This is a genomic window from Streptomyces sp. NPDC102360 (assembly GCF_044766085.1).
Taxonomy (GTDB): domain Bacteria; phylum Actinomycetota; class Actinomycetes; order Streptomycetales; family Streptomycetaceae; genus Streptomyces.
On sequence record NZ_JBIWLG010000001.1, the window covers coordinates 426101 to 452359 of the forward strand.

Annotated in this window: 26 protein-coding genes; 9 read left to right on the top strand and 17 right to left on the bottom strand. The window is 72.6% G+C overall.

Annotated elements, in window-relative coordinates; genetic code table 11:
* Positions 1–112 precede the first annotated feature (112 nt).
* Entirely contained in the window at positions 113–1150 is a 1038-nt protein-coding gene (locus tag ACIRHA_RS01920; protein WP_403838778.1) for a LacI family DNA-binding transcriptional regulator, read from the bottom strand.
* A 149-nt stretch (positions 1151–1299) separates the two neighbouring features.
* On the opposite strand from ACIRHA_RS01920, the gene ACIRHA_RS01925 reads away from it, so the two are divergent.
* Positions 1300–2262, top strand: a complete 963-nt coding sequence (locus ACIRHA_RS01925) for an ROK family protein (protein WP_403838780.1) — start codon at positions 1300–1302, stop codon at positions 2260–2262.
* 52 nt (positions 2263–2314) lie between these two features.
* Here ACIRHA_RS01925 and ACIRHA_RS01930 read toward each other — a convergent pair whose 3' ends face one another.
* Positions 2315–2743 carry an STAS domain-containing protein gene (locus ACIRHA_RS01930; RefSeq protein WP_403838782.1) on the bottom strand — a complete coding sequence of 143 codons (429 nt, stop codon included), beginning with the start codon at positions 2741–2743 and terminating at the stop codon, positions 2315–2317.
* Positions 2744–3379: 636 nt separating this feature from the next.
* Here ACIRHA_RS01930 and ACIRHA_RS01935 point away from each other — a divergent pair.
* Positions 3380–4375, top strand: coding sequence for an NUDIX domain-containing protein (locus tag ACIRHA_RS01935; RefSeq protein ID WP_403838784.1), 996 nt, complete (start codon positions 3380–3382; stop codon positions 4373–4375).
* Here ACIRHA_RS01935 and ACIRHA_RS01940 read toward each other — a convergent pair.
* Complete coding sequence (locus ACIRHA_RS01940; protein WP_403838786.1) at positions 4345–5109, bottom strand: MBL fold metallo-hydrolase; 765 nt, start codon at positions 5107–5109, stop codon at positions 4345–4347. The genes ACIRHA_RS01935 and ACIRHA_RS01940 overlap by 31 nt on opposite strands.
* Positions 5110–5181: 72 nt before the next feature.
* The gene (locus ACIRHA_RS01945) at positions 5182–6543 is read right to left on the bottom strand and encodes a dipeptidase (protein ID WP_403838788.1); all 1362 of its coding nucleotides are present in this window, start codon (positions 6541–6543) and stop codon (positions 5182–5184) included.
* 143 nt (positions 6544–6686) lie between these two features.
* Here ACIRHA_RS01945 and ACIRHA_RS01950 point away from each other — a divergent pair, with 143 nt between their 5' ends.
* Positions 6687–7925, top strand: a complete 1239-nt coding sequence (locus ACIRHA_RS01950; RefSeq protein ID WP_403838790.1) for a geranylgeranyl reductase family protein — start codon at positions 6687–6689, stop codon at positions 7923–7925.
* Positions 7926–7982: 57 nt separating this feature from the next.
* Here the strand turns inward: ACIRHA_RS01950 and ACIRHA_RS01955 are convergent, their stop codons facing one another.
* The gene (locus ACIRHA_RS01955; protein ID WP_403838792.1) at positions 7983–8435 is read right to left on the bottom strand and encodes a nitroreductase family deazaflavin-dependent oxidoreductase; all 453 of its coding nucleotides are present in this window, start codon (positions 8433–8435) and stop codon (positions 7983–7985) included.
* Between the two features lie 145 nt (positions 8436–8580).
* On the opposite strand from ACIRHA_RS01955, the gene ACIRHA_RS01960 reads away from it, so the two are divergent.
* The 3 genes from ACIRHA_RS01960 (at position 8581) to ACIRHA_RS01970 (ending at position 11338) form a co-directional block, all read left to right on the top strand.
* Positions 8581–9306, top strand: a complete 726-nt coding sequence (locus tag ACIRHA_RS01960) for a TetR/AcrR family transcriptional regulator (protein ID WP_403838794.1) — start codon at positions 8581–8583, stop codon at positions 9304–9306.
* A gap of 122 nt (positions 9307–9428) precedes the next feature.
* Entirely contained in the window at positions 9429–10676 is a 1248-nt protein-coding gene (locus tag ACIRHA_RS01965) for a sensor histidine kinase (protein WP_403838796.1), read from the top strand.
* A complete protein-coding gene (locus ACIRHA_RS01970) occupies positions 10673–11338 on the top strand; it encodes a response regulator (RefSeq protein ID WP_403838798.1) in 666 nt (221 codons plus the stop codon). The genes ACIRHA_RS01965 and ACIRHA_RS01970 overlap by 4 nt, the downstream gene beginning before the upstream one ends.
* A 31-nt stretch (positions 11339–11369) precedes the next feature.
* Here the strand turns inward: ACIRHA_RS01970 and ACIRHA_RS01975 are convergent, their stop codons facing one another.
* Positions 11370–12053 (bottom strand): response regulator, encoded by a 684-nt coding sequence (locus ACIRHA_RS01975; protein ID WP_403838800.1) that lies wholly within the window; start codon positions 12051–12053, stop codon positions 11370–11372.
* A 50-nt stretch (positions 12054–12103) separates the two neighbouring features.
* Positions 12104–13234, bottom strand: coding sequence for a sensor histidine kinase (locus ACIRHA_RS01980; protein ID WP_403838802.1), 1131 nt, complete (start codon positions 13232–13234; stop codon positions 12104–12106).
* A 299-nt stretch (positions 13235–13533) separates the two neighbouring features.
* Here ACIRHA_RS01980 and ACIRHA_RS01985 point away from each other — a divergent pair, with 299 nt between their 5' ends.
* Positions 13534–13908, top strand: a complete 375-nt coding sequence (locus ACIRHA_RS01985) for a DUF6223 family protein (protein WP_403838804.1) — start codon at positions 13534–13536, stop codon at positions 13906–13908.
* A 2-nt stretch (positions 13909–13910) separates the two neighbouring features.
* Here ACIRHA_RS01985 and ACIRHA_RS01990 read toward each other — a convergent pair whose 3' ends face one another.
* The 3 genes from ACIRHA_RS01990 to ACIRHA_RS02000 all read right to left on the bottom strand — a co-directional run bounded on the left by ACIRHA_RS01990 (position 13911) and on the right by ACIRHA_RS02000 (position 16780).
* Positions 13911–14657, bottom strand: a complete 747-nt coding sequence (locus ACIRHA_RS01990) for a maleylpyruvate isomerase family mycothiol-dependent enzyme (RefSeq protein WP_403838806.1) — start codon at positions 14655–14657, stop codon at positions 13911–13913.
* Positions 14658–14704: 47 nt separating this feature from the next.
* Positions 14705–15913 carry an MFS transporter gene (locus tag ACIRHA_RS01995; RefSeq protein WP_403838808.1) on the bottom strand — a complete coding sequence of 403 codons (1209 nt, stop codon included), beginning with the start codon at positions 15911–15913 and terminating at the stop codon, positions 14705–14707.
* Between the two features lie 87 nt (positions 15914–16000).
* On the bottom strand, positions 16001–16780 hold the full coding sequence (locus tag ACIRHA_RS02000; RefSeq protein ID WP_403838810.1) for a DeoR/GlpR family DNA-binding transcription regulator: 780 nt from the start codon (positions 16778–16780) through the stop codon (positions 16001–16003).
* A gap of 179 nt (positions 16781–16959) precedes the next feature.
* On the opposite strand from ACIRHA_RS02000, the gene ACIRHA_RS02005 reads away from it, so the two are divergent.
* A complete protein-coding gene (locus tag ACIRHA_RS02005) occupies positions 16960–17862 on the top strand; it encodes an SIS domain-containing protein (RefSeq protein WP_403838812.1) in 903 nt (300 codons plus the stop codon).
* Between the two features lie 34 nt (positions 17863–17896).
* Entirely contained in the window at positions 17897–18748 is an 852-nt protein-coding gene (locus ACIRHA_RS02010; protein ID WP_403838814.1) for a class II fructose-bisphosphate aldolase, read from the top strand.
* Between the two features lie 152 nt (positions 18749–18900).
* On the opposite strand, the gene ACIRHA_RS02015 is transcribed toward ACIRHA_RS02010, so the two are convergent.
* The 7 genes from ACIRHA_RS02015 to ACIRHA_RS02045 form a co-directional block, all read right to left on the bottom strand.
* Complete coding sequence (locus tag ACIRHA_RS02015) at positions 18901–19674, bottom strand: SDR family oxidoreductase (RefSeq protein WP_403838816.1); 774 nt, start codon at positions 19672–19674, stop codon at positions 18901–18903.
* A gap of 125 nt (positions 19675–19799) precedes the next feature.
* Positions 19800–20711, bottom strand: a complete 912-nt coding sequence (locus tag ACIRHA_RS02020; protein WP_403838818.1) for a dihydrodipicolinate synthase family protein — start codon at positions 20709–20711, stop codon at positions 19800–19802.
* 34 nt (positions 20712–20745) lie between these two features.
* Entirely contained in the window at positions 20746–21558 is an 813-nt protein-coding gene (locus ACIRHA_RS02025; RefSeq protein ID WP_403838820.1) for an enoyl-CoA hydratase-related protein, read from the bottom strand.
* Positions 21555–22742, bottom strand: a complete 1188-nt coding sequence (locus ACIRHA_RS02030) for a CaiB/BaiF CoA transferase family protein (protein ID WP_403838822.1) — start codon at positions 22740–22742, stop codon at positions 21555–21557. The genes ACIRHA_RS02025 and ACIRHA_RS02030 overlap by 4 nt, the downstream gene beginning before the upstream one ends.
* Positions 22739–24121, bottom strand: coding sequence for an FAD-dependent oxidoreductase (locus ACIRHA_RS02035; protein WP_403838824.1), 1383 nt, complete (start codon positions 24119–24121; stop codon positions 22739–22741). Before ACIRHA_RS02035 ends, ACIRHA_RS02030 begins: the two co-directional genes overlap by 4 nt.
* A 34-nt stretch (positions 24122–24155) precedes the next feature.
* Entirely contained in the window at positions 24156–25448 is a 1293-nt protein-coding gene (locus tag ACIRHA_RS02040; protein WP_403838826.1) for an MFS transporter, read from the bottom strand.
* A gap of 142 nt (positions 25449–25590) precedes the next feature.
* Positions 25591–26178 (bottom strand): helix-turn-helix domain-containing protein, encoded by a 588-nt coding sequence (locus ACIRHA_RS02045; RefSeq protein ID WP_403838828.1) that lies wholly within the window; start codon positions 26176–26178, stop codon positions 25591–25593.
* Positions 26179–26259 lie beyond the last annotated feature (81 nt).

The window sequence follows — 26259 nt, forward strand, 5'->3', positions numbered from 1 at the left end:
CAGCGGGGTCCGGGGCGGAGCCCCGAGGCGTCAACCACGGCGCCGCCTGCTCAATCGCCGCAGGGGCTTGATGGGGCCGCACCGGCACTGAGCCGCCCCGGCCCGTCCCCGCTCAGTCCGCCGGCGGCAGTTCGCCCGAGCCGCGCTGGATCAGACGTGTCGTCAGCTCTATCCGCTCGGGCGGCAGCGCCGCCCCGTCCAGTTGCAGGAAGAGACGGTCCGCCGCCGTGCGGCCCAGCTGCGCCGCGTCCTGCGACACCACCGTCACGCCCGGCTTCAGCAGGTCGCCCAGCTCGATGTCGTCGAAGCCCACGAGGGCGACGGGCCGCTCGCGCTCGGCCAGGACGCGGATCGCGGTGACGGTCACACGGTTGTTGCCCGAGAAGATCGCCGTGACCGGATCGGGCCCCGTGAGCATGTCCTCGGCCGCGCGCCGCACCCGCTCGGGTTCGGTGGCACCGAGCGAGACCCACCGGTCGGCGACGGCGAGCCCGGCATCCTCCATGGCGGCCCGGTACCCGCGCACACGCTCGACCGCCGTGTGGATACGGGGCTGGTCACCGATGAAGCCGATCCGGCGGTGCCCCTGGGCGATGAGGTGGGCGACGCCGTCGCGCGCGCCACCGAAGTTGTCGGACAGCACCACGTCCGCGTCGATCTTCCCGGCCGGCCGGTCCACGAAGACGGTCGCGACACCGGCCGCGATCTCCGGCGCCAGGTACTGGTGGTCGATGCCCGCGGGGATCACGACGAGGCCGTCCACGCGCCGCGCGCACAGCGCGAGCACCAACTCCTGCTCCCGCTCCGGGTCCTCGGCGCTCGACCCGTTGATGAGCAGCGCCCCGTGCGCCCGCGCGACCTCTTCGACGGCGCGGCTGAGCGGCCCGTAGAACGGGTCGGCCAGATCCTCCAGGACGAGTCCGATGCTCGCCGTACGCCCCTTGCGCAGGACGCGCGCGCTGTCGTTGCGCCGGAAGCCGAGTGCGGCGATCGCCTCCTGTACGCGGCGCTCGGTGTCCTCGGTGACACCCGGCTCCGCGTTGACGACGCGGGAGACCGTCTTCAGGCCGACCCCGGCCCGCGCGGCGACGTCCTTCATCGTCGGTCGGTTGCCGTAGCGGTTCTCGGTGCGGCGGGCGGTACGGTCCACTGTGCGCTGTCCTGTCCTGTCGTCCCGGCGTGTGGCGTCGAGCATAGGGCCTGGACAACGTTGTCAGATGCGGGAGAGACTGTCCACCACTGATCGGTTGCCGACCGCAGCCGCCCATCCGACCTGCCGTTCCGGGGGAACAGACACTGATGCACATGGACCTCGTCGCCGCGCTCGACATCGGCGGCACCAAGATCGCCGGTGCCCTTGTGGACGACCGGGGCCGCCTCCTCCTGCGAGCGCAGCGGCCGACCCTCGCGCAGGAGGACGGCGAGACGGTGATGGGCGCGGTGGAGGAGGTGCTCGGCGAGCTGACGGCCTCCGACCTGTGGCCGCGGGTACGCGCCGTGGGCATCGGCAGCGCCGGACCCGTGGACCGCTCGCGGGGCACGGTCAGTCCGGTCAACGTGCCGGGCTGGCGCGGGTTTCCGCTGGTCGACCGGGTTCGCGCGGTGACGGGCGAGCTGCCCGTCGAGCTGATCGGCGACGGCGTGGCGATCACGGCCGCCGAGCACTGGCAGGGCGCGGCCCAGGGCCATGACAACGCGCTGTGCATGGTCGTGTCGACCGGTGTCGGCGGCGGCCTGATCCTGGGCGGCGAGCTGCACCCCGGCCCGACAGGCAACGCCGGGCACATCGGCCACATCAGCGTCGACCTCGACGGCGACCCGTGCCCGTGCGGCGCGCGCGGCTGCGTCGAGCGCATCGCCAGCGGTCCCAACATCGCCCGCCGCGCCCTCGCCGAGGGCTGGCGGCCGGGGACCGACGGCGACGCCACCGCCGCCGCCGTGGCGCGGGCGGCCCGCGCCGGTGACCCGGTGGCGACCGCCTCCTTCGAGCGCGCGGCGCAGGCGCTGGCGGCCGGAATCGCGGCGACGGCGACGCTCGTGGAGATCGACATCGCGGTGATCGGCGGCGGCGTGGCGAAGTCCGGCGACGTCCTGTTCACGCCGCTGCGCCACGCGCTGCGCGACTACGCCACGCTGTCGTTCGTGCAGGGCCTCACGGTGGCCCCGGCGTCGACCGGCACGGACGCCGGTCTCGTGGGCGCTGCGGCAGCGGCGCTGCGCGTGGGCCCGGGCGTGAACGGGGTGCGCCGGCAGGCGGTTTGAGGCACCGGCGGGCGCACCGTCGTCCGCTGGGGCCTGTCGTGTGGATCAGGCCCTATCCGGGCGGTTGCCGGTCCCGGCTCAGGGCCTCGCCCACCGTCCAGGTCGGCGCCAGCAGCCCGGTCAGGCCGCCCAGTGCGATGAGGCGGAGGGTGAGGCGGTGGCGGCAGACCACGGTGACGCGGCCGTCGTGCTCGCGGGCCCTGTGCGCGGCGCTCTCCAGCAGCCTGAGGCCGGAGCAGTCGAAGAACGTGCTGGCGGTCAGGTCGACGATCACCACGCGGTAGGGCCCGGCGGCCAGCGAGTTGAGCAGCGGAGAGAGCCGGTGGAACGTCAGGATGTCGATATCACCTGTGAGTTCGACCACGACGCAGTCACCGACGGTGCGCAGGCGGGGCGAGGGTACGTCGTCCTCGGATGCGGACGTGATCTCGATGGTTCCGAAGGCGCTGAAAGCGCCGTCCTGTTGCCCACTCTGTAACATCTGGCCCCCCGGGTCACGTGCCCGGCCGGGTCTGAAGGCGGTACCGGGCGGGCGGAACGAGGCCACCGGGGTCCGGGGTGCCTGGGCGATCACGCTAGTGGCAGGCTTCCCTCGCTGTGGTGGCGTAACGATTCACAAGCGGCTTACGTCACTTGAAGGGGTGAATAGGCCCGAAATCGCTTGACGTCCAGGGTTTTTGCGCTAGAGATGCTGCCCGTGTGTTTCGTGCACCCCCCGTGTGAACTCCGCACCGTCACCGGCCGCGCGCACACGGTGTCGCCCGTCCTCGGGGCGCGCTTGACTGTCTCGGAGAAAGTGCGGGAGGTCATGATCAGGGCCGGTCGTCGACCGCCGGGCAGCGGTGGGCGCCATCCGTCCTGCGGGTCTCCCGTGCGCGACTCCGGGGCTCCCCCCGATACTCCGGAGTCGCACGGGCGGTGTCATGGCGTGCGACCGCCTGGTACGCAGAGCCTGCCTGCCGCGACTTCCCTGGGCGGTGGGCGGGCTCTGCGTACGGCGGGCCCCACGGTCGGCCGTGAGGTCGCTGGCGTGTACATCGATCCCCTCATCAGCGGCTGGTTTCCGTGACAGGGTGTTGCGGGCAAGCCACAGGGGGCCGATGGATGAGGGGGAACCGTGATCGTCTGGATCAACGGGGCGTCCCGCGCGGGAAAGACCACCGCGGCGCGGGAGTTGATCGACCTGCTCCCCGACTGCACACTCTTCGACCCCGAAGTGATCGAAGGCGAGCTCGAGCGGCTGCTGCCCGCCAAGCGTCTCGCCGAGGTGAGTGACCATCAGGACCTGCCGATCTGGCGGCGCCTCGTCGTCGACACCGCCGCGGCGCTCCTCGCCGAGCTGGGCGGCGTCCTCGTGGTGCCGATGGGGCTGCTGCGCCAGGAGTACCGCGACGAGGTCTTCGGTGGGCTCGCGGCCCGGCGGATTCCTGTGTGCCATGTGCTCCTTGCTCCTGGGGAAACGATCCTGCGCGCCCGTGACCCCGCTGGCGAGGCCCCTGCCGACATCGAGCCCTACCGGGCCGCACTCGACGGCTGGCTCGCCGCCGACGCCTACCCCGTCGACAGCGGCGCCCTGTCCCCGTACGAGACCGCCGTGCGGATCGCCGCCGCCCTGCGCACCGGGGACGCGCCGTCCTGCGACATCGTGCAGACGCCCGAGCCCACCGCCGAGACCGTGGCCGCGGGCGTGCTGCTCTTCGACGACGAGGACCGGGTGCTGCTCGTCGACCCCACGTACAAGCCCGGCTGGGAGTTCCCTGGCGGGGTCGTCGAGGCCGGCGAGGCTCCCGCGCGCGCGGGGGTGCGTGAGGTGGCGGAGGAGACGGGGATCCAACTCGACGACGTGCCACGGCTGTTGGTCGTCGACTGGGAGGCGCCCGCGCCGCCCGGCTACGGCGGCCTGCGCCTCCTCTTCGACGGCGGCCGGCTCGCGGGCTCGCGGGCGCGCGAAGTGCTGCTGCCGGGCCCCGAGCTGCGCGCGTGGCGGTTCGTGACGGAGAGCGAGGCGTCCGCGCTGCTGCCCCCCGTGCGTTTCGAGCGACTGCGCTGGGCCCTCAGAGCGCGCGAACGCGGCGCTGCCCACTACTTGGAGGCAGGGGTGCCAGTGGGGTGAGCGTGCGCCACCGCCGCCCGCAGCGCCGCGCCCGCCCGGCCCACCACCGGATCGCCGTGCCCGAAGCAGGCCACATCGCTGTCGAGTGCAGCGAGCCGCCGGTAGGAGGCGATCGCCCGCTCCTTGTCGAGGTTGAACACGCCGAGCATCACCTGCCCGTCCAGTGGTGACACCGCGATCGCGTCGCCGGTGAACAGCACGCCGTGGTGGGGGAGATGGAGCGCGATCGACCCCTCGGTGTGTCCGGGCGCCGCGACCACGTGCGCCCCGTCGCCGAAGTCGAGCACGTCACCGTCGTCCAACTCCCTTACGTAGTAAGGGAGCACAGGGCCGGCCGGAGGCGGCGGGAGCTGGGACAGCGCCTGGGCATGGAGGGGGCGCTCCCAGTCCTCGTACACCGGACCGGGCCCCGCCGCCTCGCCGCGCACATACGGCGCGTCGAGACGGTGCGCGAACACTTCGGCCCCGCTCAGCCGCGCGAACTCCCCGGCCCCGCCCGCGTGGTCCTCGTGGAAGTGCGTGAGCACGATCCGCCGTACGTCGCCGGGCTCGTGCCCCCACGCGCGTACGGCCTCGGCGATGGGGTGTGCGGCGCCGGCCGCACCCGCGTCGATGAGCGTCAACCCGGCCGCGTCGCGCCAGAGGTAGGCCTGCCCGACGGCGAACCGGAGCATCCGGAGCCGGGGCGTGACGTCGATGGTCCCGGTGATCGGATACGCGTCGGTGGTGTCCATGCCGCGACCGTACGAGGCCCGTGCCCCGAGCCGCGTACGACTTGGCTCAGGGCAGAGACGGGTGGTGCGAGGTCAGTTGGCGGCGGCGTACTTCTGTAGGAAGAGGGCCTCCGCCACCGAGAGGCGCTCCAGCTCCTCGGGGGACACCGACTCGTTGACCGCGTGGATCCGGGCCTCCGGCTCGCTGAGGCCGATGAGGAGGATCTCCGCCTCCGGGTAGAGCGAGGCGAGCGTGTTGCACAGCGGGATCGAGCCGCCCTGGCCCGCGTACTGCATCTCCTGGCCGTCGTACGCCTGCTGCATGGCGTCGGCCAGTGCCGCGTACGCGGGGCTCGCGGTGTTCGCGCGGAACGGCTGGCCCTGCCCGACCTGTTCGACCAGGACCTTGGCGCCCCACGGGGTGTGCGCCTCGATGTGCGCCATGAGGAGCTTCGTGGCCTCCGAGGCGTCGGCGCCCGGCGGGACGCGCAGGCTGATCAGCGCGCGGGCGCCCGCCTGCACGGACGGCGTCGCGCCGACGACCGGTGGGCTGTCGATGCCGAGGACGGTGACGGCGGGGCGCGCCCAGATGCGGTCGGCGACCGTGCCGGAGCCGATCAGGCCGACACCGTCGAGCACCTTGGCGTCGGAGCGGAAGGATTCCTCGTCGTACTGGAGGCCGTCCCAGGACTCGGCGGAGTCCAGGCCGTCGATGGTCGTCGAACCGTCCTCGGCGCGCAGCGAGTCCAGGACGCGGACCAGGGCGGCGAGCGCGTCCGGGGCGGCGCCGCCGAACTGGCCGGAGTGCAGGTTGCCTTCGAGGGTGTCGACCTGAACGCGGACCAGCGTCATGCCGCGCAGGGTCGCCGTCGCGGTGGGCAGGCCGACACGGAAGTTGCCGGCGTCGCCGATGACGATCGTGTCGGCGGTGAGCAGTTCGGGGTGCTGCTCGGCGTAGCGCTCCAGGCCGCCCGTGCCCTGCTCCTCGGAACCCTCCGCGATCACCTTGACGTTGACGGGGACCCCGCCGTTCGCCTTCAGTGCGCGGATCGCCAGCAGGTGAAGGAGTACGCCGCCCTTGCAGTCGGCCGAGCCGCGCCCGTACCAGCGGCCGTCCGCGCGCTCCGTCAGCTCGAACGGGGGCGTCACCCACGCCGCCTCGTCCAGCGTCGGCTGCACGTCGTAGTGCGCGTACAGCAGCACCGTCGGCGCGCCCTCGGGTCCTGGCAGGAATCCGTACACCGACTGCGTGCCGTCCGGGGTGTCGAGCAGTGCCACATCCTGGAAACCCTCGGTGCGCAGCGCGTCGGCGACCCAGTTGGCGGCGCCCTCGCTCTCGCTCCTCGGGTACTGCTCGAAGTCCGCCACCGACTTGAAAGCGACCAGTTCGGTCAGCTCCGCCTTGGCCTTCGGCATGAGCGAGGCGACGGTCTCGGCAATCGGATGCGGCGACATGGGCACGCTCCTCGTAGGTGCGACGTTGTGCAGGGTGTGCGGAAGATCCTCCCACAGAGGGCTCGCGCACGGCCCGCCGTAGGATGCCTGGGACAGGTGCGGCAGGCATTCCAAGATGGCCGAAACGGGAGCAGCAGACCATCGTGAGCAGCGAGAATCCGGCGACGGACGGCACGGACGGCAACGACACGGGCGACGGCGGGCCCTCCGGGAGCGTGTGGGACGTCGTCGTGGTGGGCGCGGGCCCGGCCGGCGCCTCCGCCGCGCACGCGGCCGCGAGCGCGGGGCGTCGGGTGCTGCTCCTGGAGAAAGCCGAACTGCCCCGCTACAAGACGTGCGGCGGCGGCATCATCGGCCCTTCGCGGGACGCGCTGCCGCCCGGCTTCGTGCTGCCGTTCAAGGACCGCATCAACGCGGTGACGTTCTCCCTGAACGGCCGGTACACCCGCACCAGGCGTTCCAAGAAGATGCTGTTCGGGCTCATCAACCGGTCCGAGTTCGACGCCCAGCTCGTCGAGCACGCGCAGAAGGCGGGTGCCGAGCTGCGCACCGGTGTCACGGTGACCAGCGTCGAGCAGCACGGCAGCGCGGTGCCCGACCGGCGCACCGTCGCGGTCGGCCTTCAGGACGGCGAGACGATCCTGGCGCGGGCCGTGGTCGGCGCCGACGGCAGCGCGAGCCGGATCGGGGCGCATGTCGGCGTGGAGATGGACCAGGTCGACCTCGGCCTCGAGGCGGAGATCCCCGTCCCCCAGAGCGTCGCCGATGACTGGCAGGGGCGGGTCCTCATCGACTGGGGGCCGATTCCCGGCAGTTACGGGTGGGTGTTCCCGAAGGGGGACACGCTCACCGTGGGCGTGATCTCCGCGAAGGGCGAAGGCGCCGCCACCAAGCGGTACTTGGAGGACTTCATCGCGCGGCTCGGACTCGCCGGCTTCGAGCCGTCGATCTCGTCCGGGCATCTGACGCGCTGCCGGGCCGACGACTCGCCGCTCTCGCGCGGCCGCGTCCTGGTGTGCGGGGACGCGGCGGGGCTCCTGGAGCCGTGGACCCGGGAGGGCATCTCGTTCGCGCTGCGTTCGGGGCGGCTCGCGGGGGAGTGGGCGGTGCGCGTCTCCGAGGCGCGCGATGCGGTGGACGCGCGGCGCCAGGCGCTGAACTACGCGTTCGCCGTCAAGGCCGGGCTCGGCGTCGAAATGGCCGTCGGCAAGAGCATGCTGGCGCTCTTCGAGCGCAAGCCGGGGCTGCTGCACGCGGCGCTCACCTCGGTGCGCCCCGCGTGGAACGCGTTCGCGAGGATCACGCGGGGCTCGTCCACCCTGGGCGAGCTCGTGCGGACGCACCCGATGGCGGGGCGGGCGCTGTCGCGGCTCGACCGCTGAGGGGCACTCGACCGCTGAGGGTCGCCCGGCTGCTGAGGGTCGCCCGGCCGCTGCAGGTCATTTGAACGTGATGCGGAAGACGGGGTGGTCCGGCGCGATGCGGCGCAGCTCGGCCTCGGGGGAGTCGGGGCCCACCCCGTTGAAGAACACGCCGACCTCCGCCTTCCAGCGCTTGAGGTAGGCGCGCAGCAGGGCCGGCTTGTCGTCGTCCCCGACCTCGGCCGCGGTGAAGGCGTCGGCCCGCTTGCCCAGGCGCAGTTCGCCGCCGCCCGCGGCCCGCATGTTGTGGGTCCACTGGACGTGGCCGCGCGGGGCGACGAGGTACTGCTCGCCATCGACCGTCATGAGGTTGACGGGCGTGGTGCGCCACTCACCGCTCTTGCGGCCCCGGACGGCGAGGACGCGGGATCCCCAGACGCTGAGGCCCCGGCGGGTCAGCCACGCCACGGCCCGGTTCATGACGTTCACGGTGAACCAGCCGGGCTTCTGGACGTGCGCGGACGCGGACATGAGGTCCTCCAGGAAAGTGTGAGCGGTGCTCTCGCTTGAGAGCAGTGTGCACCGGTCCGGTGATCCAAAGCAAGAGCGGTGCTCTCTTATTTGAGCGGCGCACCGAAATGTGTGCACCGCTCCGTATCCGTGGAACACTCGGACCATGAGTACGAGCCGCAGCACACCCCCACGAACCAAAAGTGCCGCCCAAGGAGCCCGCGCCCGCGCCCGGCAGGAGGTCACCGCCGCCATCAAGGACGAGGCGCGCAGACAGCTCGCCGAGGACGGCGCGGCCAAGCTCTCGCTGCGCGCCGTGGCCCGTGAACTCGGTATGGTCTCCTCGGCCCTTTACCGCTACTTCCCCAGCCGCGACGACCTGCTGACCGCGCTCATCATCGACGCGTACGACGCCATCGGCGCGGCCGCCGAGCGCGCCGACGTCGGCTTCGTGCGGACGTCCTCGGCCACCGAGCGCTGGGGCGCGGTGTGCGGGGCGGCGCGGGACTGGGCGCTGGCGTACCCGCACGAGTACGCCCTCATCTACGGGTCGCCCGTGCCCGGGTACACGGCTCCGGACAGCACCGTCCGGGCCGCCGCCCGCGTCGGACAGCTGCTCATCGGGATCGTCCGGGACGCGCACCAGGGCGGTGCGGTGACGCCGCCCCCGCTCTCCGACGCGCTGCGGCCCGAGGCCGAGCGGCTGGCCGCGGACCTCGCGCCGGATCTGCCGCCGGAGACGGTGACCGCGCTCGTCGCCGCGTGGGCGCAGCTCTTCGGGCTCATCGGTTTCGAGCTGTTCGGCCAGTTCAACCGGGTCGTCGAGGACCGCTCCGGATTCTTCGCGCACGCCGTGGAGCGGCTGGCCCGTGATGTCGGGCTCGCCGCGTAGCCGTACTCCGCCGGACGCGTAGCCCTACTGCAGCGGACGCGTAGCCGTACTCCTCGGGAAGTACGCGTGATCACCTCGCACGGCGGACGCCCGACGCGGCCCCCGGCGCTTAGCGTGGCGGCATGGACGAGCAGCGCGTACGAGACGGTGGGCCGCCCCCGCAGTGGGACGGCCCACCGTGGCTGCGCGCCCGGTGGGGGAGCGGCCCCGGTACGGGGGACGGGGCGTGGCCGTGGCGGTCCACGCTGCTCGTCACCGCGTTCGTGCTCGTGGGGACGAACTTCGCCGCGCACGGGCAGGCGGGCGAGCGCGCCGACCTGGACGTCTTCGCGCGGCTGCTGATGCTGGCCGGCGGCGCCCTGCTGCTGTGGCGCCGGCGGTATCCCGTGCTTGTCGCGTTCGGGACGGCGGCGTGCGTGACCGTGTACCTGGGCGCCGGGTATCCGTACGGCCCCGTGTTCCTGCTCGTGGCCCTCGCGTGCTTCTCCGCGATCGTCGCGGGGCGCCGGTGGGCGGCGTGGGCGGCCGCCGGGGTGCTCTGGGCGGGGCATCTGCTCATCGGGCACTGGCTGTACGCGTATCTGCCGCCGCCCGGCGACGGGCCCGCCGGATGGGGCGAGGAGGGCATCGTCGCGGCCTGGGTGCTCGCGGTGATGGCGATCGCCGAACTGGCGCGCGTGCGGCGCGAACAGTGGCAGCACGCGCGCGTGGAGCGGGAGAAGGCGGCCAGGCGGCGGGCCGACGAGGAACGCCTGCGCATCGCCCGCGAACTGCACGACGTGCTCGCCCACTCCATCTCCGTGATCAACGTGCAGGCGGGCGTCGGTCTCGCCCTGCTCGACACCGACCCGGAACAGGCACGTACCGCGCTGACCACCATCAAGAGCGCGAGCAAGGAGGCGCTGGGCGAGGTGCGGCAGGTTCTCGACACCCTCCGGACCCCCGGCGACGCGCCCCGCGCACCCGCACCCGGCCTCGACCGCCTCCCGGAACTCGTCGACCAGGCCGCGGGCGCGGGCCTCACCGTCGACGTCAGCACCGAGGGGGCGCGGGCCGCGCTGCCGCCGGGCGCCGACCTCGCAGCGTTCCGCATCGTGCAGGAAGCGCTCACCAACGTCGTACGGCACTCGGGCTCACGCCACGCGCGCGTACAACTGTCGTACGGGGACGCCGCCATGACGCTCACCGTCGACGACGACGGGCCCGCGACCCGCGTCGAGGCGGGCGGCAGCGGCAACGGGCTCGCCGGAATGCGCGAGCGCGCCGCCGCCCTCGGTGGCACGATCGAGGCGGGCCCGCGCGCCGACGGAGGCTTCCGCGTCGTCGCCCGCCTGCCCTTCACCACCACGCCTCAGGAGGCCCCGGAGTGATCCGCGTACTGCTCGCCGACGACCAGTCGCTCGTCCGCGCGGGGTTCAGGGCGCTGCTCGACGCGCAGGACGACATCGAGGTCGCGGGCGAGGCCGCGGACGGCGAGGAGGCGGTGCGCCTGGTGCGCGAACTGCGCCCCGACGTCGTGCTCATGGACATCCGCATGCCGCTGCTCGACGGCCTCGCGGCGACCCGCCGGATCGGCGAGGACGCGGACCTGGAGGCGGTGAAGGTGGTCATGCTCACCACTTTCGAACTCGACGAGTACGTCTTCGAGGCGATCCGCTCCGGGGCCTCCGGGTTCCTGGTCAAGGACACCGAGCCGGACGAACTGCTGCGCGCCGTACGGGCCGTCGTGCACGGCGACGCGCTCCTCTCGCCGGGTGTCACCCGGCGCCTGATCGCCGAGTTCGCGGCGCGCTCGAAGGAGCCGGAGGCCGCGGCCCCGCTCGCCGAACTGACCGAGCGGGAGCGGGAGGTGATGGCGCTCGTCGGCATCGGCCTGTCCAACGAGGAGATCGCCCGTCGCCTCGTCGTCAGCCCGCTCACCGCGAAGACCCATGTGAGCCGCACGATGGTGAAGCTGGGCGCCCGCGACCGCGCCCAACTGGTCGTCCGCGCCTACGAGTCGGGCCTTGTGCGGCCGGGGTGGCTGGGCTGAGCCCGGCCTGATCCACACGACAGGCACCAGGTCACGCGGGACCCCGCGGGGCCACCAGGCCGGATTCGTAGGCGAGCACCACGAGGTGGGCGCGGTCGCGGGCGCGGAGCTTGGACATGGCCCGGTTGATGTGCGTCTTCGCGGTCAGCGGCGTGATCACCATACGCTCGGCGACCTGGTCGTTGGGGAGCCCGTGGGCGACCAGGACGACCGCCTCCCGCTCACGGTTCGTCAGCTCCTCGAGGCCCTTCGCCAGGCCCGGATGCGGGGGCTGGGTGACGTACCTGTCGATCAGCTTGCGGGTGATCGACGGCGCGAGCAGCGCGTCGCCGCGCGCCGCGACCCGCACCGCGTGCAGGAGGTCCTGCGGCACGATGTCCTTCACCAGGAAGCCCGCGGCGCCGGCCCGCAGCGCGTCGAAGACGTACTCGTCCAGGCCGTAGTTGGTCAGGACGACGACGTGCACCTGGTCGAGCGCCGGGTCCGCGGCGATGCGGCGGGTCGCCTCGATGCCGTCGACGACCGGCATCCGGATGTCGATGAGCACGATGTCGGGAAGATGCCGCCGGGTGAGCGCCAGCCCCTGCTCGCCGTCGGCGGCCTCGGCCACCACCTCGATGTCGTCCTCCAGGTCGAGGAGCGCGCGGAACCCGCTGCGGATGAGCGGCTGGTCGTCGACGAGGAGGACGCGGATCGTACCCGGAGCCTCGGTCATAGTGTGCTCCCCGCCTATGGTGTGCTCCCCGCCTGTGGTGTGCGTGCCGCTCATGGTGTGCGCTCCACGGGAAGTTCGGCCAGGACCCGGAAACCGCCCTCGGCGCGCGGCTCCGCCCGCAGGGTGCCACCGAGCGCGGTGACGCGTTCGTGCATGCCGAGCAGGCCGATGCCGGGCAGCGGGGCGGCGTCCGGTGAGGCCAGGCCGTCGTCGTCGACGCGCAGGACGAGGGCGTCCGGGCGGTGGTCGACGGTGACCTCGGCGGTGCGGGCGGCGGCGTGCCGGGCGACGTTCGTCAGTGCCTCCTGGACGATGCGGTAGGCGGTGCGCTGGACGGCGGCCGGCACATCGCGCGGGCGGCCCTCCGTCGTCAGCCTCGTCTCCAGGCCGCCGGTACCGGCCCGCTTCACCAACTCCGGTACGTCGTCGAGGGTGTGCGGCGGGCGGGTGTCGTCGTCCCGCAGCGCTTCCAGGGTCGCCCGCAGCTCCCGGCTCGCCTCGCGGCCCGCCTCCTGGATCGCCAGGAGAGGTTCCGGCACCCGGTCGCCGCGCTTGTGCGCCACGTGCACGGCGACCTCGGCCTGCAGCTTCACGATCGAGATTTGGTGGGTCAGCGAATCGTGCAACTCGCGCGCGATGCGCAGCCGTTCCTCGTCGGCACGCCGCAGCGCGGTCTCCTCTCGCGTGCGCTCCGCCTCGTCCGCCCGCCGCTCGGCCTGCCGCAGCGCTTCCCCCGCGGCGGCGGCGGCGACGAGCCAGCCCAGTTCGAGGGCGCCGCGCGAGTGTGTGAACGCGTCTCCCACCGAAGTGCCGTGCGGGGACACCAGATAGGCGAAGGGGAGGGTCGCCAGGACGGCCACGGACGCCACCGCCGTGCTCGTGCGGTGGCCCTCGCGCACCGCGGCGTACACCGCGAACAGATAGGCCACGACCGGTACGTCGACGCCGGTCGCCTGATACCCGACCGCGCACAGGCCGGTCACCGCGAGGACGGCGACCGGGGCCCGGCGGCGGGCGAAGAGCGCCAGACCGCCGACCAACAGCAGGGCGCAGCCCACGAGTTCGAGTGGCGTGTCGGGACGGTCGCCGGAGAGCGCGGCGGCGAGCAGCATCGCCGCGACGCCGACGGCGATCACTGCGTCCCTGACGCCCGCCCGTACAGCGAGCCGTTCGGTGCCCATGCGCGCAATCTAGCCGCGGGAGGCCCTGCGCGGACCCTGCGTACGGATGATCGGCGGACTACCGCAGTGGCGGCAGCGGCCGGGGGACTACCGCGCCCGCGGTAGTCAACTGCGGCGCCGGGCGCAGTCCGAAGAGTCCGCGGCTGCTGGACGACGGCCGCCGCGCCCCGGCGACATGCTCGAAGCGTCAACTCGGGACGTACCGAAGGCGAACGTACCGAAGGCGAACGTACCGAAGGCGAACGCACCGAAGGTGAACGCACCCAAGGCGAACGCACACAAGGCGAAGGAGAACCGCCATGTCAGGTCTGCTGTCCGTACAGTCCGCGCTGGTCTCGGCTCAGGCGGCCGAGGTCGACTCCACCACGCTCACCGCCGACCGCGTGTGGGCCACGTCCGCCGCGCTGATCGGACTCATCGGAGTGATCGTCGCAGGCCTGGCGTTGGCCCGTGCCGACCGTAGGTACGCCGTCACGGCGCAGGCCGCCGGCCTGATGGCCGTGGTGATCGGCGTCCTGAATCTGGCCCTCGCCGACGGCGGACCCGGTACCGGGAACGGCGTCGTCGGTGGCGGCATCGCCCTCGTGCTGGGCGCGGCCGCCGCGGTCGTCGGACGGCTGGCGCAGCATCGCACCCGCCACGACGGGGCAGTACCGCACCAGCCGAGCCGGTGAGGTCAGACCCCTGAGTTCTCCCGCCAGAGCGCGGCGAGTGTGGCGTCGCCGCGCACGTCCGGGAACGGCAGCCGGTTCCACAGCGCCAGGTACAAGCGCGCCGCTGGACCGGCCAGTTCGCACTCCGCCTCGCCCGAGGCGCCGCGCTCGGTGGCCGGGGGATCCTGCGTGATGCGCACCGTCCATACGGCGTCGGGGCCGGCGTCGGTGGCCCGTACGCGCAGGGTCCGGGGCACGTCCGAGCGGACCCGGCTGCGCGTCCGGGCATGGAAACCGGTGAGCAGCTCGTCGATGCCGTCGGCCGCGAACTCCGGGGTGATGCTGGTGGGTTCCTCGCCGCCGATCCGCGCCTGGGCCGACTGCGCGTCCACGCGGTGCACCGTCGTCTCGTGCGCCTGGCGGCGCGCCCAGAACGCCAGCGGTGAGGGGGCCGGGAGGAAGGCCCAGCATTCCACGTCGGGCCGAGCGTTCGTGAGGGTGTCGACGAGCTGCCGGTGGCCGTCGCGGTACCAGTCGAGCAGGTCGGCGCCGTCCAGGTCGGAGCGGTCCTCCATGCCGTGCGGCTTCTGGAGCCCCTCCGCCACGTACGACGTCGCCCAGCGGTGCACCGCACCCTGGTGGCGTAGAAGATCGCGCACCTGCCAGCCGGGGCACGTCGACACCTTGGCGTCGACGCCCGCCTCCGTGGCGGCCGCGGCCAGCAACCGGCCCTCTTCGTCGACCATTCGAATGTGTTCGGCAATCTGCATGGGCTGAGTCTGCCGCCCGAAGTGCGCACCCATGCAAGCCGATTGATTCAGTTCGTCGCCACGTGCCGTGTCGCGAAGCCGATCGTGGCGGCGACGGCGGCGAGCAGCGCCACGCTCGTCAGGGCCGCGGACAGCGAGAACCAGTCCGCCATGAAGCCGATCGCGGGCGGGCCGAGCAGCATGCCGCCGTAGCCGAGCGTGGACGCGGCCGCGACGCCCGTGGGCCCGGCGAGCGCCCCGGCCCGTTCGATCGCGACGGGGAAGAGGTTCGCGAGGCCGATCCCGGTGATCGCGAAGCCGATCAGCGCGAGCCACACCGTGGGCGCCAGCGAGCCGAGCAGCATGCCGAACGCGCCGGTCAGTCCGCCGGCCACCAGCGTCCGGGTCCTGCCGAGCCGTTCGAGCAGGGTCGTGCCGGTGAGCCGGCCGATCGTCATGGCGAACGCGAAGCACGAGTAGCTGGCCGCCGCGATGCCCGGGTGGGCGTGCAGGTCCTGCTCCATGTGCAGCGCGCTCCAGTCGGCCAGCGCCCCCTCGCCGTACGCCGTGCACAGCGCGATGAGGCCGAAGACCAGGACGAGGAGACGGGTGCGGCCGTCGATGCGGACCGGCTCGCGTCCGCCGTTCCGGGGCGTGCGGTCCGCGGGGACCGGCGCCGGGTGGCGCAGCAGCGTCGGGGCGGCGCACGCGGTGACGATCAGGCCGAGCGCCGCGATCGCCATCAGGTGCTTGGTGGGTGTCAGGTGCGCCGCGACCAGGCCGCCGAGGCCCGAGCCGACCATCCCGCCGAGGCTGAACGCGGCGTGGAAGCTCGGCATGATCGGCCTGCCGAGGGCGCCGACCAGGTCGACGGCGGCGCTGTTCATCGCCACGTTGATGCCGCCGTACGCCGCCCCGAACGCCAGCAGGACGAGGCCGAGCGCGAGGGGCGAGTGCGTGAGGGGCGGCAGGATCACGGTCAGCGGGAGCAGCACGCCGCACGCGACGGTCACCGCGTGCGAGCCGAAGCGCCGGCACAGCCGTCCGGTCAGCATCATCGTGATGACAGCGCCGGCCGATACACCGAGCAGCGCGAGGCCCAGCTCGCTCGCGGACGCCCCGGTCTGCTCCTTCACGGCGGGGATGCGCACCACCCAGCCCGCGAAGACGAAGCCGTCGAGCGCGAAGAACGCGGTGATGGCCAGGCGCAGCCGGGCAAGGGACGCGGCGCGGGGGTCGTCGGCGCTGACGGACCCGAGTTTGTTTAGTAGCGACACAAAGTCAGGTTAGAGCGCGACTCCGTGGCCGAACAAGGGGTTGCCCGCAGGTGTGTGTAGGTCACACGGTGGGCACTCGCACCCCGGTCACACGGTGAGCACCCGCACCCCCGCCTCCTCGAACCGTCCCAGAGTCGCCTTGTCCGCCGCCGTGTCCGTGACGAGGATGTCCACCTGCGTCACGTCGCAGATCCGCGCGAAGGCCCGGTGGCCCAGCTTGCTGGAGTCGGCCGCGACCACCACCCGCTCCGCCCGCTCGCACAGCATCCGGTTGATCGCCGCCTCCGCCTCGTCGTGCGCGGACGCGCCGTGCGTGACATCGAGGCCGACGACGCCGAGCACCGCCGTGTCGAGCGTGACCTGGCCGAGCACTCCGTCGGCGAGCGGGCCGATCAACTCGTACGACTGCGGGCGCGCGACCCCACCGGTGAGCACGATCTTGAACTGGGGCCGCACCGCAAGCTCGTTGGCGATGTTGAGCGCGTTCGTGACGATCGTCAGCGCGGGCGTCCCGGACGCGAGATCGGGCCGGACGGCGAGCGCCCGCGCCACCTCCGTCGTGGTCGTGCCGCCGGTGAGTCCGACCGCCTCGCCCGGGGTGAGGAGTTCGGCGACGGCCTTGGCGATGCGCTGCTTCTCGGCGGCGCCGAGCGCGGACTTGTAGCGCAGTGGGAGTTCGTAGCTGACGCCGTGCACGACGGCGCCGCCGCGGGTGCGCACCAGCATCTGCTGCTCGGCGAGCCCGTCGAAGTCGCGGCGGATGGTCGCGGCCGAGACGCCGAGCTCGCTCGCCGCGTCCTCCACGTCCAGGCGCCCGCGCTCGACGAGCAGTTCCAGGAGGGACTTCCAGCGGGCGTCGCGGGACATCGGCGGCTCCAACTCGTCGTTCGGTTCGGGTTCGGTTCAGATTCGTCCGACGGGCACGACCTTAACTGGCATGCGCACGAATGCTTGATTGTGCGCGAAAGTTGGCTATATCTTGCAGGAACACGCAATCAGTGAGCGCGCCCCCAGAGGCGTGACCAATCGCGGAGTGGGGGCACGGCATGAGCGACACCCAGAAGCAGAGCCACGTCGAGAACGAACTGAACAGCCAGCCGGAGTGCTGGACGCGGGCCGCGGGGCTCGCCACCCGGCACAAGGCGGCGCTGCCCGCCGCGGGGGAGCGGGTGGCGATCGTCGGCTGCGGCACCTCGTGGTTCATGGCGCAGGCCGCCGCCGCGCTGCGCGAGCAGGCGGGCCAGGGTGAGACCGACGCGTTCGCGGCATCGGAGTTCCCGGCCGGCCGCTCCTACGACCACGTGATCGCGCTGACCCGGTCCGGCACCACCACCGAGGTCCTCGACCTCCTCGCCGCCCACCGGGGCAGGTCCCGCACCACGGCGATCACCGGCGACCCGGCCACCCCGATCGCGGACGCCGCCGACGACCTGGTCGTCCTCGACTTCGCCGACGAGCAGTCGGTCGTCCAGACCCGCTTCGCCACCACCGCCCTCACGCTCCTGCGCGCACACCTGGGCCTGCACCCCGAGCAGGCGGTCGCCGACGCGCGCACGGCGCTCGCCGAACCGCTGCCCGAAGGCCTCGTGGAGTGCGAGCAGTTCACCTTCCTCGGCCGCGGCTGGACGGTCGCCCTCGCCAACGAGGCGGCGCTGAAGATGCGCGAGGCGTCCCTGTCGTGGACCGAGGCCTACCCGGCGATGGAGTACCGCCACGGCCCCATCAGCATCACCACCTCCGGCACCGCGACGTGGATGCTCGGCGAGGCGCCCGATGGGCTCGCCGAGCAGGTCGCCGCGACCGGCGGGCTCTGGGTCGAGGGCCGCCTCGACCCGCTGGCCGAACTCGTCCGCGCCCAGCGCCTCGCGGTCGCCGTCGCGGCCCGCAGGGAGCTCGACCCGGACCGCCCGCGCCACCTCACCCGCTCGGTGATCCTCGACGCCAACTGACCCGTCCCGCAAGGCTCTTGAGAAGGGAGGGGCAGTGCCCCTCGCAGCAACAGGGACCCTCGTGGGCGCGGCGGCGGCCCGGCGCGGCGCCGTGGCCGCGTTCAACGTGATCACCCTGGAACACATCGAGGCCGTCGTCGCGGGCGCCGAGTCCGCCGACGCCCCCGTCATCCTCCAGATCAGCGAGAACGCCGTCCGCTACCGCTACGGCCGCCTCCTGCCGCTTGCCCGCGCCGCGGTCGCGGCGGCCGAGGGGGCGCGCGTCGACGTCGGCCTGCACCTGGACCACGTACAGAGCGACGAACTGTTGCGGCAGGCCGCGGACGCCGGGTTCGGTTCGGTGATGTACGACGCCGCGCGCCTGCCCTACGACGAGAACCTCGCCGCGACCCGCGCCGCCGCCGACTGGGGGCACGCGGGCGGGCTGTGGGTGGAGGCCGAGTTGGGCCAGGTCGGCGGCAAGGCGGGCGAGCCGCCCCTGGACGCGCACGCGCCCGGCGCCCGCACCGACCCCGGCGAGGCCCGCGCCTACGTCACCGACACGGGCGTGGACGCGCTCGCCGTCGCGGTCGGCTCCTCGCACGCGATGACCACGCGCACCGCCATGCTCGACCACGACCTGCTGAAGCGGCTCGCGGACGGCCTCGACGTGCCGCTGGTGCTGCACGGCTCGTCCGGCGTGCCCGACGACGAACTGGCGGCGGCCGTCCGCGGTGGCATCGCCAAGGTCAACGTGGGTACCGCCCTGAACATCGCGATGACCGCGGCCATTCGCGAGTTCCTCACCGCACACCCGGAAGCGGTCGACTCCCGCAAGTACCTCAAGGTGGCGCGCGAGGCGATGGTGCGCACGGTCAGCGAACTCATCGGGGTGGTGCGGGGCTGAGAGGGCCGACGCCGTCGGTTCGGGGTCGGCCCCGGGGCAGTACCCGTCCTTCCGCGCCCGCCGCGGTGCCTGCGGTACGTGTGCCGGAACGCGGCCACCGCCCCACTATCCGAGCGTCGCGGGAGGCGCACACCGGCTGAGCCGGCCTGCTTTCACAGGCCGCGCACCAGCCCGCCGTCGACGCGCAGCGCCGTCCCCGTGATGTACGCGGCAGGCGCCGAGCACAGGAACGCGGCTGCCGCGCCGAACTCGTGGGGTTCCCCGTAGCGGCCCGCCGGGATCGTGGCCCGTGACCGCGCCGCGACGTCCTCGGGGGTGCTCCCGAGCCGCGCGGCCTTGGCCGTGTCCAGCTCCGCCACCCGCGCGGTGCCGATGCGCCCCGGCAGCAGCAGGTTCACCGTCACCCCGTCCGCCGCCACCTCTGCCGCGAGGGTCTTGAGGTGGGCGGCGAGCGCGGCCCGTCCGGCGTTCGACGCGGCGAGTCCGGGCAGCGGCGCGGCGATCCCGCTGGAGCCGACCGCGAGCACCCGCCCCCAGCCCTTCGCGCGCATGGCGGGCAACGTCAGTTCCACGAGCCGCTGTTGGGCCAGGAAGAGGGTGTCGAAGGCGGCCGCGTACGCGTCGCCGCTGGTGTCCGCGGCGGTGCCCGGCGGCGGGCCAGGACCGTTGAGCACCACGATGTCCGGCGCCCCGTACGCCTCGTGCGCCGCGTCGACGAGCTGCCGGGGTCCGTCGGGCGTCCGCAGATCCACGGCGACCCCGACCGCCTCCGGCAGCCCGGCGGCGACCTCGGCCGCCCGCTCACCCCGCCGCCCGCTCACCACGACCCGGGCACCCTCGGCGGCCAGCGCCTCGGCGACCGCGCGGCCGAGACCACCGGTGGAGGCGGCGACCAGCGCGACGCGTCCCTTGATTCCGAAGTCCATTCAGCGCACCTCCGTCAGCCGGCTCGCACGGTGAACGCCGTGCGGGCGTTGTGCTGTGTCGTGTCCGGGGCCGGGCACGGTCGGCGCGGTGTCGACCGTGCCCGGACCCCGCATCACGGCCCTCGTCATCGGACGTCCAACCCCGGGGCCAACGCCCCTGGTGTGGCCGCCAGATGGCGGTCCAGCTGTGCGCGGAGCGCCGCGGGCATCGTAGGCGCGGGCGGCCGCACACCGGACGCCTCGATCATGCCCCGGCGACGTATCGCCTCTTTGCGGATGGCCAGGCCGATGCCCGCCTGCGCCTCGAAGTTCACGAGCGGCAGATTCGGCAGGTAGGCCGCGCGGGCCGCCTCGTAGCCGCCGTCGCGATATGCCTTGACGCAGGCCAACAGGCCCTCGGGGCAGGAGAATCCGGTCATCGCGCCGGCCGCGCCCGCCGCGAGTTCGTCGAGCAGGCCGAGGCCGCCGAGCCCGCCGAAGACCGGCACGTCGAGCGCCTCGGTCAGCGCGGCGACGGCGGCGGGCGTGGGCGGCGCCTCCGCCTTGACGGCGGCCGCCGAGGGCAACTCCCGTACGAGGGCGATGAGATCGGGTGTCGTGATCCGCACGCCGCTGCTCACCGGGTAGTCCTGCACCACGATCGGTGCGCCCGTCGCCTTGTGGACGGCCTGAAGGTGCTCGCCGGCCACCTCGGGGCGCGGCGAGTTGACCTGCACCATGAGCGCGGCGAGCCGGTCGCCGAGCGCCGCGCGGATCTGCTCGGCCTCCTCCACGGCGGGCGCCGTGGACAGTGCGGTGACACCGACCACGAGCGGCAGGTCCACCGCGGCGGCCACCGTGTCGAGGACCCGGCGGCGTTCGGCGGCGTCGAGCCGGGCGGCCTCGCCGAAGACGCCGAGCACGGTGAGGCCGCTCGTGCCGATGTCCGCGTAGTGGCGCACGAGACGGGCCAGCGAGACCTCGTCGACGTCGAGCGAAGGACCGGCGAACGGGGTGGCCACCACACCCCAGACGCCGGGCGCGAGGTGATGTGTCATGTCGAGCGCTCCTTGTCGTACGTGGGGTGGTGTGTCAGCGGCCCGGCCACTGCGGCCTGCGCTTTTCGCGGAAGGCGCGGACACCTTCCTGTCCGTCCTCGCTGTCGAGGGCGGCGGTGAGCGCGGGCAGCCGCATCGCATGCGCCTCGCGGGGCGGCAGATGGCCCGCGCGCTGAACCATCTGCTTGATGGCGCGCAGGGACGTCGGCGCGCAGGCGAGCACGTCGTCCACCCACCGCTCGACCGTCGCGTCAAACTCGTCCTCCGCCGCGACCTCGTTGACCAGGCCCATCCGGTGCAGCTCGGCGGCCGGTGCGCGCCGCCCGGTCAGCAGCAGGCCCATCGCCTGGGTGTGCGGCAGCCGGTGCAGGAGCTGGAACACGCCGCCGTCGAGCGGGATGCGGCCCACGCGGGGCTCGGTGAGGCCGAACTGCGCGTGCTCGGACGCGATGACGATGTCGCAGCCGAGGACCATCTCCATGCCGCCGCCGAGCGCGTAGCCGTTGACGCGGGCGATGACGGGGATGTCGAGCGTGGTGCGCAGGCCGAGGCCGCCGAAGCCGTTCGGGTCGAGGTCGGCCCAGTATTCGAGGCCTGTCTTGGGGGTCGCGTCGGCGGACATGTCGGCGCCGGTGCAGAAGGCGCGGCGGCCGCCGCCGGTGACGACCACGGCGCGGATCGCGTGGTCGGACTCGATCTCGGACCAGATGTCGTTCAGTCGAGAAGTCGCTTTGGCATCCAGGGCGTTGAGGACGGCGGGGCGGTCGATGGTGACGCGGGCGACATGGCCGTCCCGGTCCCGCTCGAAGCGGATCTCGTCCACGGGAGGTGTCGTGTCGTCGCTCATCGCAGCACTCCCTGCTCCCGCAGCGACGCGATCCGCTGGGCGTCGTATCCGAGCTGCGTCAGGATCTCGTCCCCGTGCTCCCCGAGCCGGGGCGGCACCCGCCGCACCGTCGCCTCGGCCGCCGAGAGCTTGATCGGTGCGTTCAGCGCGCGGACCGTGCCGGCCACCGGGTGCCGCATCTCGACGATCATCTCGTTGACGGCGGTCTGCTCGTCGGCGAGCGCGTCGGCGAGGCTGCGCACCGGTGCGCACAGGATGTCCTGCTCCTCCAGGCGCTTGACCCAGTACTCGGTGGAGCGTCCCGCGACCGCCGCGCGGAAGATCTCCTGGAGCTCGGGCCGCGCCGCGAACTGCTGGTCGAGCGTGGCGAGTTCGGGACGGAGCGACAGGTCCTCGTCCAGTTCCAGGGCGATGCTGATGTGGTGCAGCGCGTTGTCCCGGAAGCCGCCGACGAAGATGACGGCGCCGTCCGTGGTCGGAAAGACGCCGGTCAGCGGCATGGCCGCCCAGTTGATCTCGTCGCCCCTGTTGAGCTGCTGGCAGGCCTCCTGCATCTGCATGTGCAGCATCGAGTCGTACATCGACACCTCGACCCGCTGCCCCTCTCCCGTGCGGTCGCGGTGCAGCAGCGCGAGCAGGATGCCCTGGAGCAGGTGCATGCCCGTCGTGTAGTCGCACAGCGTGGTGGCGTACAGGCCGACCGGGTCGTCGTCGGCGGGCCTGCGCCACATCACCCCGCTGTAGGCCTGCGCGACGGCGTCCTGACCGCCCTTGTGTGCGTACGGCCCCGAGCTGCCGAAGCCGGTGCCGCACGCCCAGATCACGCGCGGGTTCAGGGCCTTCAGGTCCTCGTAGCCGAGGCCGAGGCGTTCCATCACCCCCGCGCGGAAGTTGGACACGACGACGTCGGCGGTGCGGGCCAACTCCCGTACTGCTGCCAGTCCTTCGGTCGTACGGGTGTCGATGGCGATGCTGCGCTTGTTCCGGTTGATCGACAGGAAGATCGGGTTGTCGAGTCCGGCCTCGTCCGGGATGGACGTGCGGGAGATGTCTCCGGTCCCCGGGCGCTCGACCTTGATGACGTCGGCGCCGTAGTCGCCGAGGAGCTGGGTCGCCGACGGGCCCATGAAGACCTGCGTGAAGTCGAGGACGGTGACACCCGTCAAGGGCTGAGCGGCAGTCATACGAGGGACTCCTCAAGAGGCTGTGCGGTCGTGGCGTTCTCGGCGGGTACGTCGCCGGGGTCGGCCCCCTGGTCGCGCATCCGGCGCTGGATCACGGCCGGTTCCACATCGCGTACGAGAACGCCCTGCTCGACGGCGGTGGCCGCGGCGATCCCCGCCGCCTGCCCCATCGCCATGCACGGCGGGATCTCACGGGACATGCGCTGCGCCTCGGGGGTGGCCGAATAGTGCCGGCCCGCCACGATCAACTGGTCGATGCCGCGCGGCAGCAGCGAGCGGTACGGGTAGTAGTAGTCGCGCCCGCGGGCCACCGAGTCGGTGAAGTGCTGCCGCGTGGTGACGTCGTCCTTCGTCATCACGTACTCGCCTTCGAGCAGGCGGGTCTGCCGTACGCCCATCTGCTCGGCGACGTCCAGCAGATACGCCTTCTCGAAGCCGGGCAGGTCCTGGCGGATGGTGTCGAGGGCGTTCGCGATCCGGTCCCGCGCCTCGAACTCGGCCTCGGTGAGGGAGGCGGGGTCGGTGCCGTCGAAGCCGGTCATGTGGGGGCAGTTGCACCACACCACGCCGGGGATCGGGGTTTTGAGCCACCACAGCTCCCAGGCGCCGCCCAGCATCCGCTTGATCTTGCGGTTGAGGGCGCGGACCTCGCGCGGGTGCTCCTGCTCGTAGCGTTCGGCGGCGTCGGTGTCGATGCCGCCGAGCCGGAAGACGAGCGTGGTGAGGTAACCGGCGCTGGTGTGCGCGGCGCCCGAGCGGGCGGCGACGTCGATGTCCCCGGTGGTGTCGACGACGACATCGCCCATGACCGCCTGCGGTCCCTGCTTGGTCTCGCAGACGACGCCCTTGAGCGCGCCGTCCTGGACGATCGGCCGGGAGAACCAGCTGTGCAGGCGCAGGTTGACGCCGCTCTCGCGCACCAGGTCGTTGGAGACCCGCTTCCAGCCGTCCGGGTCGAAGGCGACCGCGTAGCAGATGGGCTTGGGGTTGGTGTGCTGGTGGAAGTCGAAGGAGCCCCAGCGGCCCCACTTGGCCCACATCTCGGGCGAGGAGTAGCGGTCCTCGACGGGCGGGTAGACGGCGAGGCCGAGCTTGGCCATGCGCTCCACGTACTCGTCGACGACGCCGGTCACGGTGATCTCGGAGCCGTTGATCATGTCGTCGAGCACCAGGACCATGCCGCCGGAGGCGAGGCCGCCGAGCGCCGCGTAGCGTTCGAGCAGTGTGACACTCGCGCCGGTCCGCGCGGCGGCGACGGCGGCGCTGACACCGGCGGGTCCGCCGCCCACGACGACGACGTCGGAGCGCTGGACGACGGGAGCCTCGACCGCTTCGAGCGCGATGCGCTCGCCGGTCAGGGCAGGGGGAACTACAGGCACAGCGATGTCCTTACGTTGAGGGTGGTGGCCGCGGTCAGTCGCCGGCGCGGACCGCGCCGCGGGCGAAGGCGAGCCGGTACAGCAGCACACTGATCAGGCACAGGACGGCCACGTACACGGGGAACGCGGCGGCCGCGCCGTGGTCCTGGAACCAGAGCAGGACGTACGGGGCGGTGCCGCCGAAGCCCGCGACGCCGACGGCGTAGCCGATCCCGACGCCGGTGACCCGGCAGTGCATGGGCATGAGCGTGGCGGCGACCGTGTTGTACAGGCCCATCGTGAACGCGAGGACGGGGGCGCCGACCAGCATCACCACGGTGAACCCGGTGAGTCCGCGGCCCTGGTACACGAGGACGATGAAGACGAGCGCGGCCGTGGCGAGCCGTGAGATCCAGAACGTACGGGAGATCCGCGAGCGGTCGGCGATCCGGCCCACCAGCGGATACAGACACCCGACGAGGACACCCGAGAGCGTGGTGATCGCGAAGACGGAGGAGCTGTCCTCGTGGTGGGTGGTGCGGGCCAGGTTGGGCAGCCCCGTCGTCCACGTGTAGTTGATGGCCTGGGCGCCGGCGACGACGAACACGATGGTGAGCAGGGCGAGTTTGCGGCGGGCGAGCTCGGCCCAGGGACCGCCGGACGGCGCTTCCTCGGCGGTGTCCGCGGTGCTCTCCAGCGTCTCCGGGAGCGCCCTGCGCAGCCACAGGAAGACACCTCCGGCGAGCGCGCCGATGGCGAAGGGGATGCGCCAGCCCCAGGAGTCGAGTGCCTCCTGGCTCATCACGGAGCTGACGCCGAAGCACACCAACGAGGCGCCCACGATGCCCACTTGGACGTACACACCCATGATCGCGCCGAAGCGCGCGGTGTGTCCTTCGGGGGCGAGTTCCACGGCGTACGTGGAGTTGAGCGGGGCCTCGATGCCGGTGGAGACACCTTGCACGATCCGGCTCAGGAGCAGGATCACGCCCGCCCAGGTACCGATCGCGGCATGGGTGGGTGTCACGGTGATGACCAGGCTGGTCGCCACCATCGAGCCGATCGAGAAGAGCATCACCGACTTGCGTCCCGCCCGGTCGGCGATCCGGCCGAAGACGACGGCGCCGAGCGGGCGCGCCGCGAAACCGACGGCGAAGACGGCGAGCGCGGACATCGTGGAGGACAGGGGATTGGAGGAGGGGAAGAACTGCGGGCCTATGGAGGAGGCGAGCAGGCCGTAGACCATCCAGTCGTACCACTCGACGGCGTTGCCGCCGCCGAGGGCGAGCAGGGCACGACGGGTGGAGACCGGCACACGGGCGGGGGATCTCTGCAAAAGCGATGCCATCAGGCACCTCGCTGGTCGAGGATCGGGCGTGCGCGGATGACGGGCGCGCGCCGTGCTGGGCGCGCCCGGTGGGGTGTCTTCAGTTGTCAGGCGTGAGAAGGGGTGCGGCTCACCAGGGGTCGGGCTCGATGAGGGGTGCGGCTCACCAGGTGGGCGGCGTGATCACCCAGACCGAACTGGCCGGCTCGTCACCGGGGTTGGCGTACCAGTGCGGCACACTGCTGGAGTACGTGATGGAGTCACCGGGGTACAGGCGGTGCCGGACGCCGTCGAGATAGACGTCCTTGACCCCGCTCAGCACGATGCCGAACTCCTCGCCGTTGTGCCGGAACGGGGTGTCGCTCGTGTCGTGCCCCGGCTCGGTCTCCACCCAGATCGACTCGAGCGCTCCGCTCAGGGTCGGCGTGAGCAACTCGTAGCGGGCGCCGGTCAGTTCGGCGGCGCCGTGGAAGTCGAGGACCCGCCGCTCGTCGTGGCGCACCACGGGCGAGACCTGGTCCGCCAGGTGGAAGAGGCGGCCGATGGGGATGTCCAGGCCGTGCGCGATCTGGGCGAGCGTGGCGAAGGACGGGTTGCCCTTGCCCCGCTCGACCTGACTGATGAGGCCGACGCTGACACCGGCCGACTTGCTGAGCGCGTCCAGAGTGAGTCCCGCCTGCTTGCGGGCCTCCCTGACCTGAAGTCCCACGGTGGCGACGAGGGCGTCCACATCGGGCTTGAGCTCACTCATGCACGTACCTGCCTTGTCGGTCGGGCTTGTTCACCGACGATTCAACTGCACGCCGAGGCCCACGACAAGGGTCATGATGAA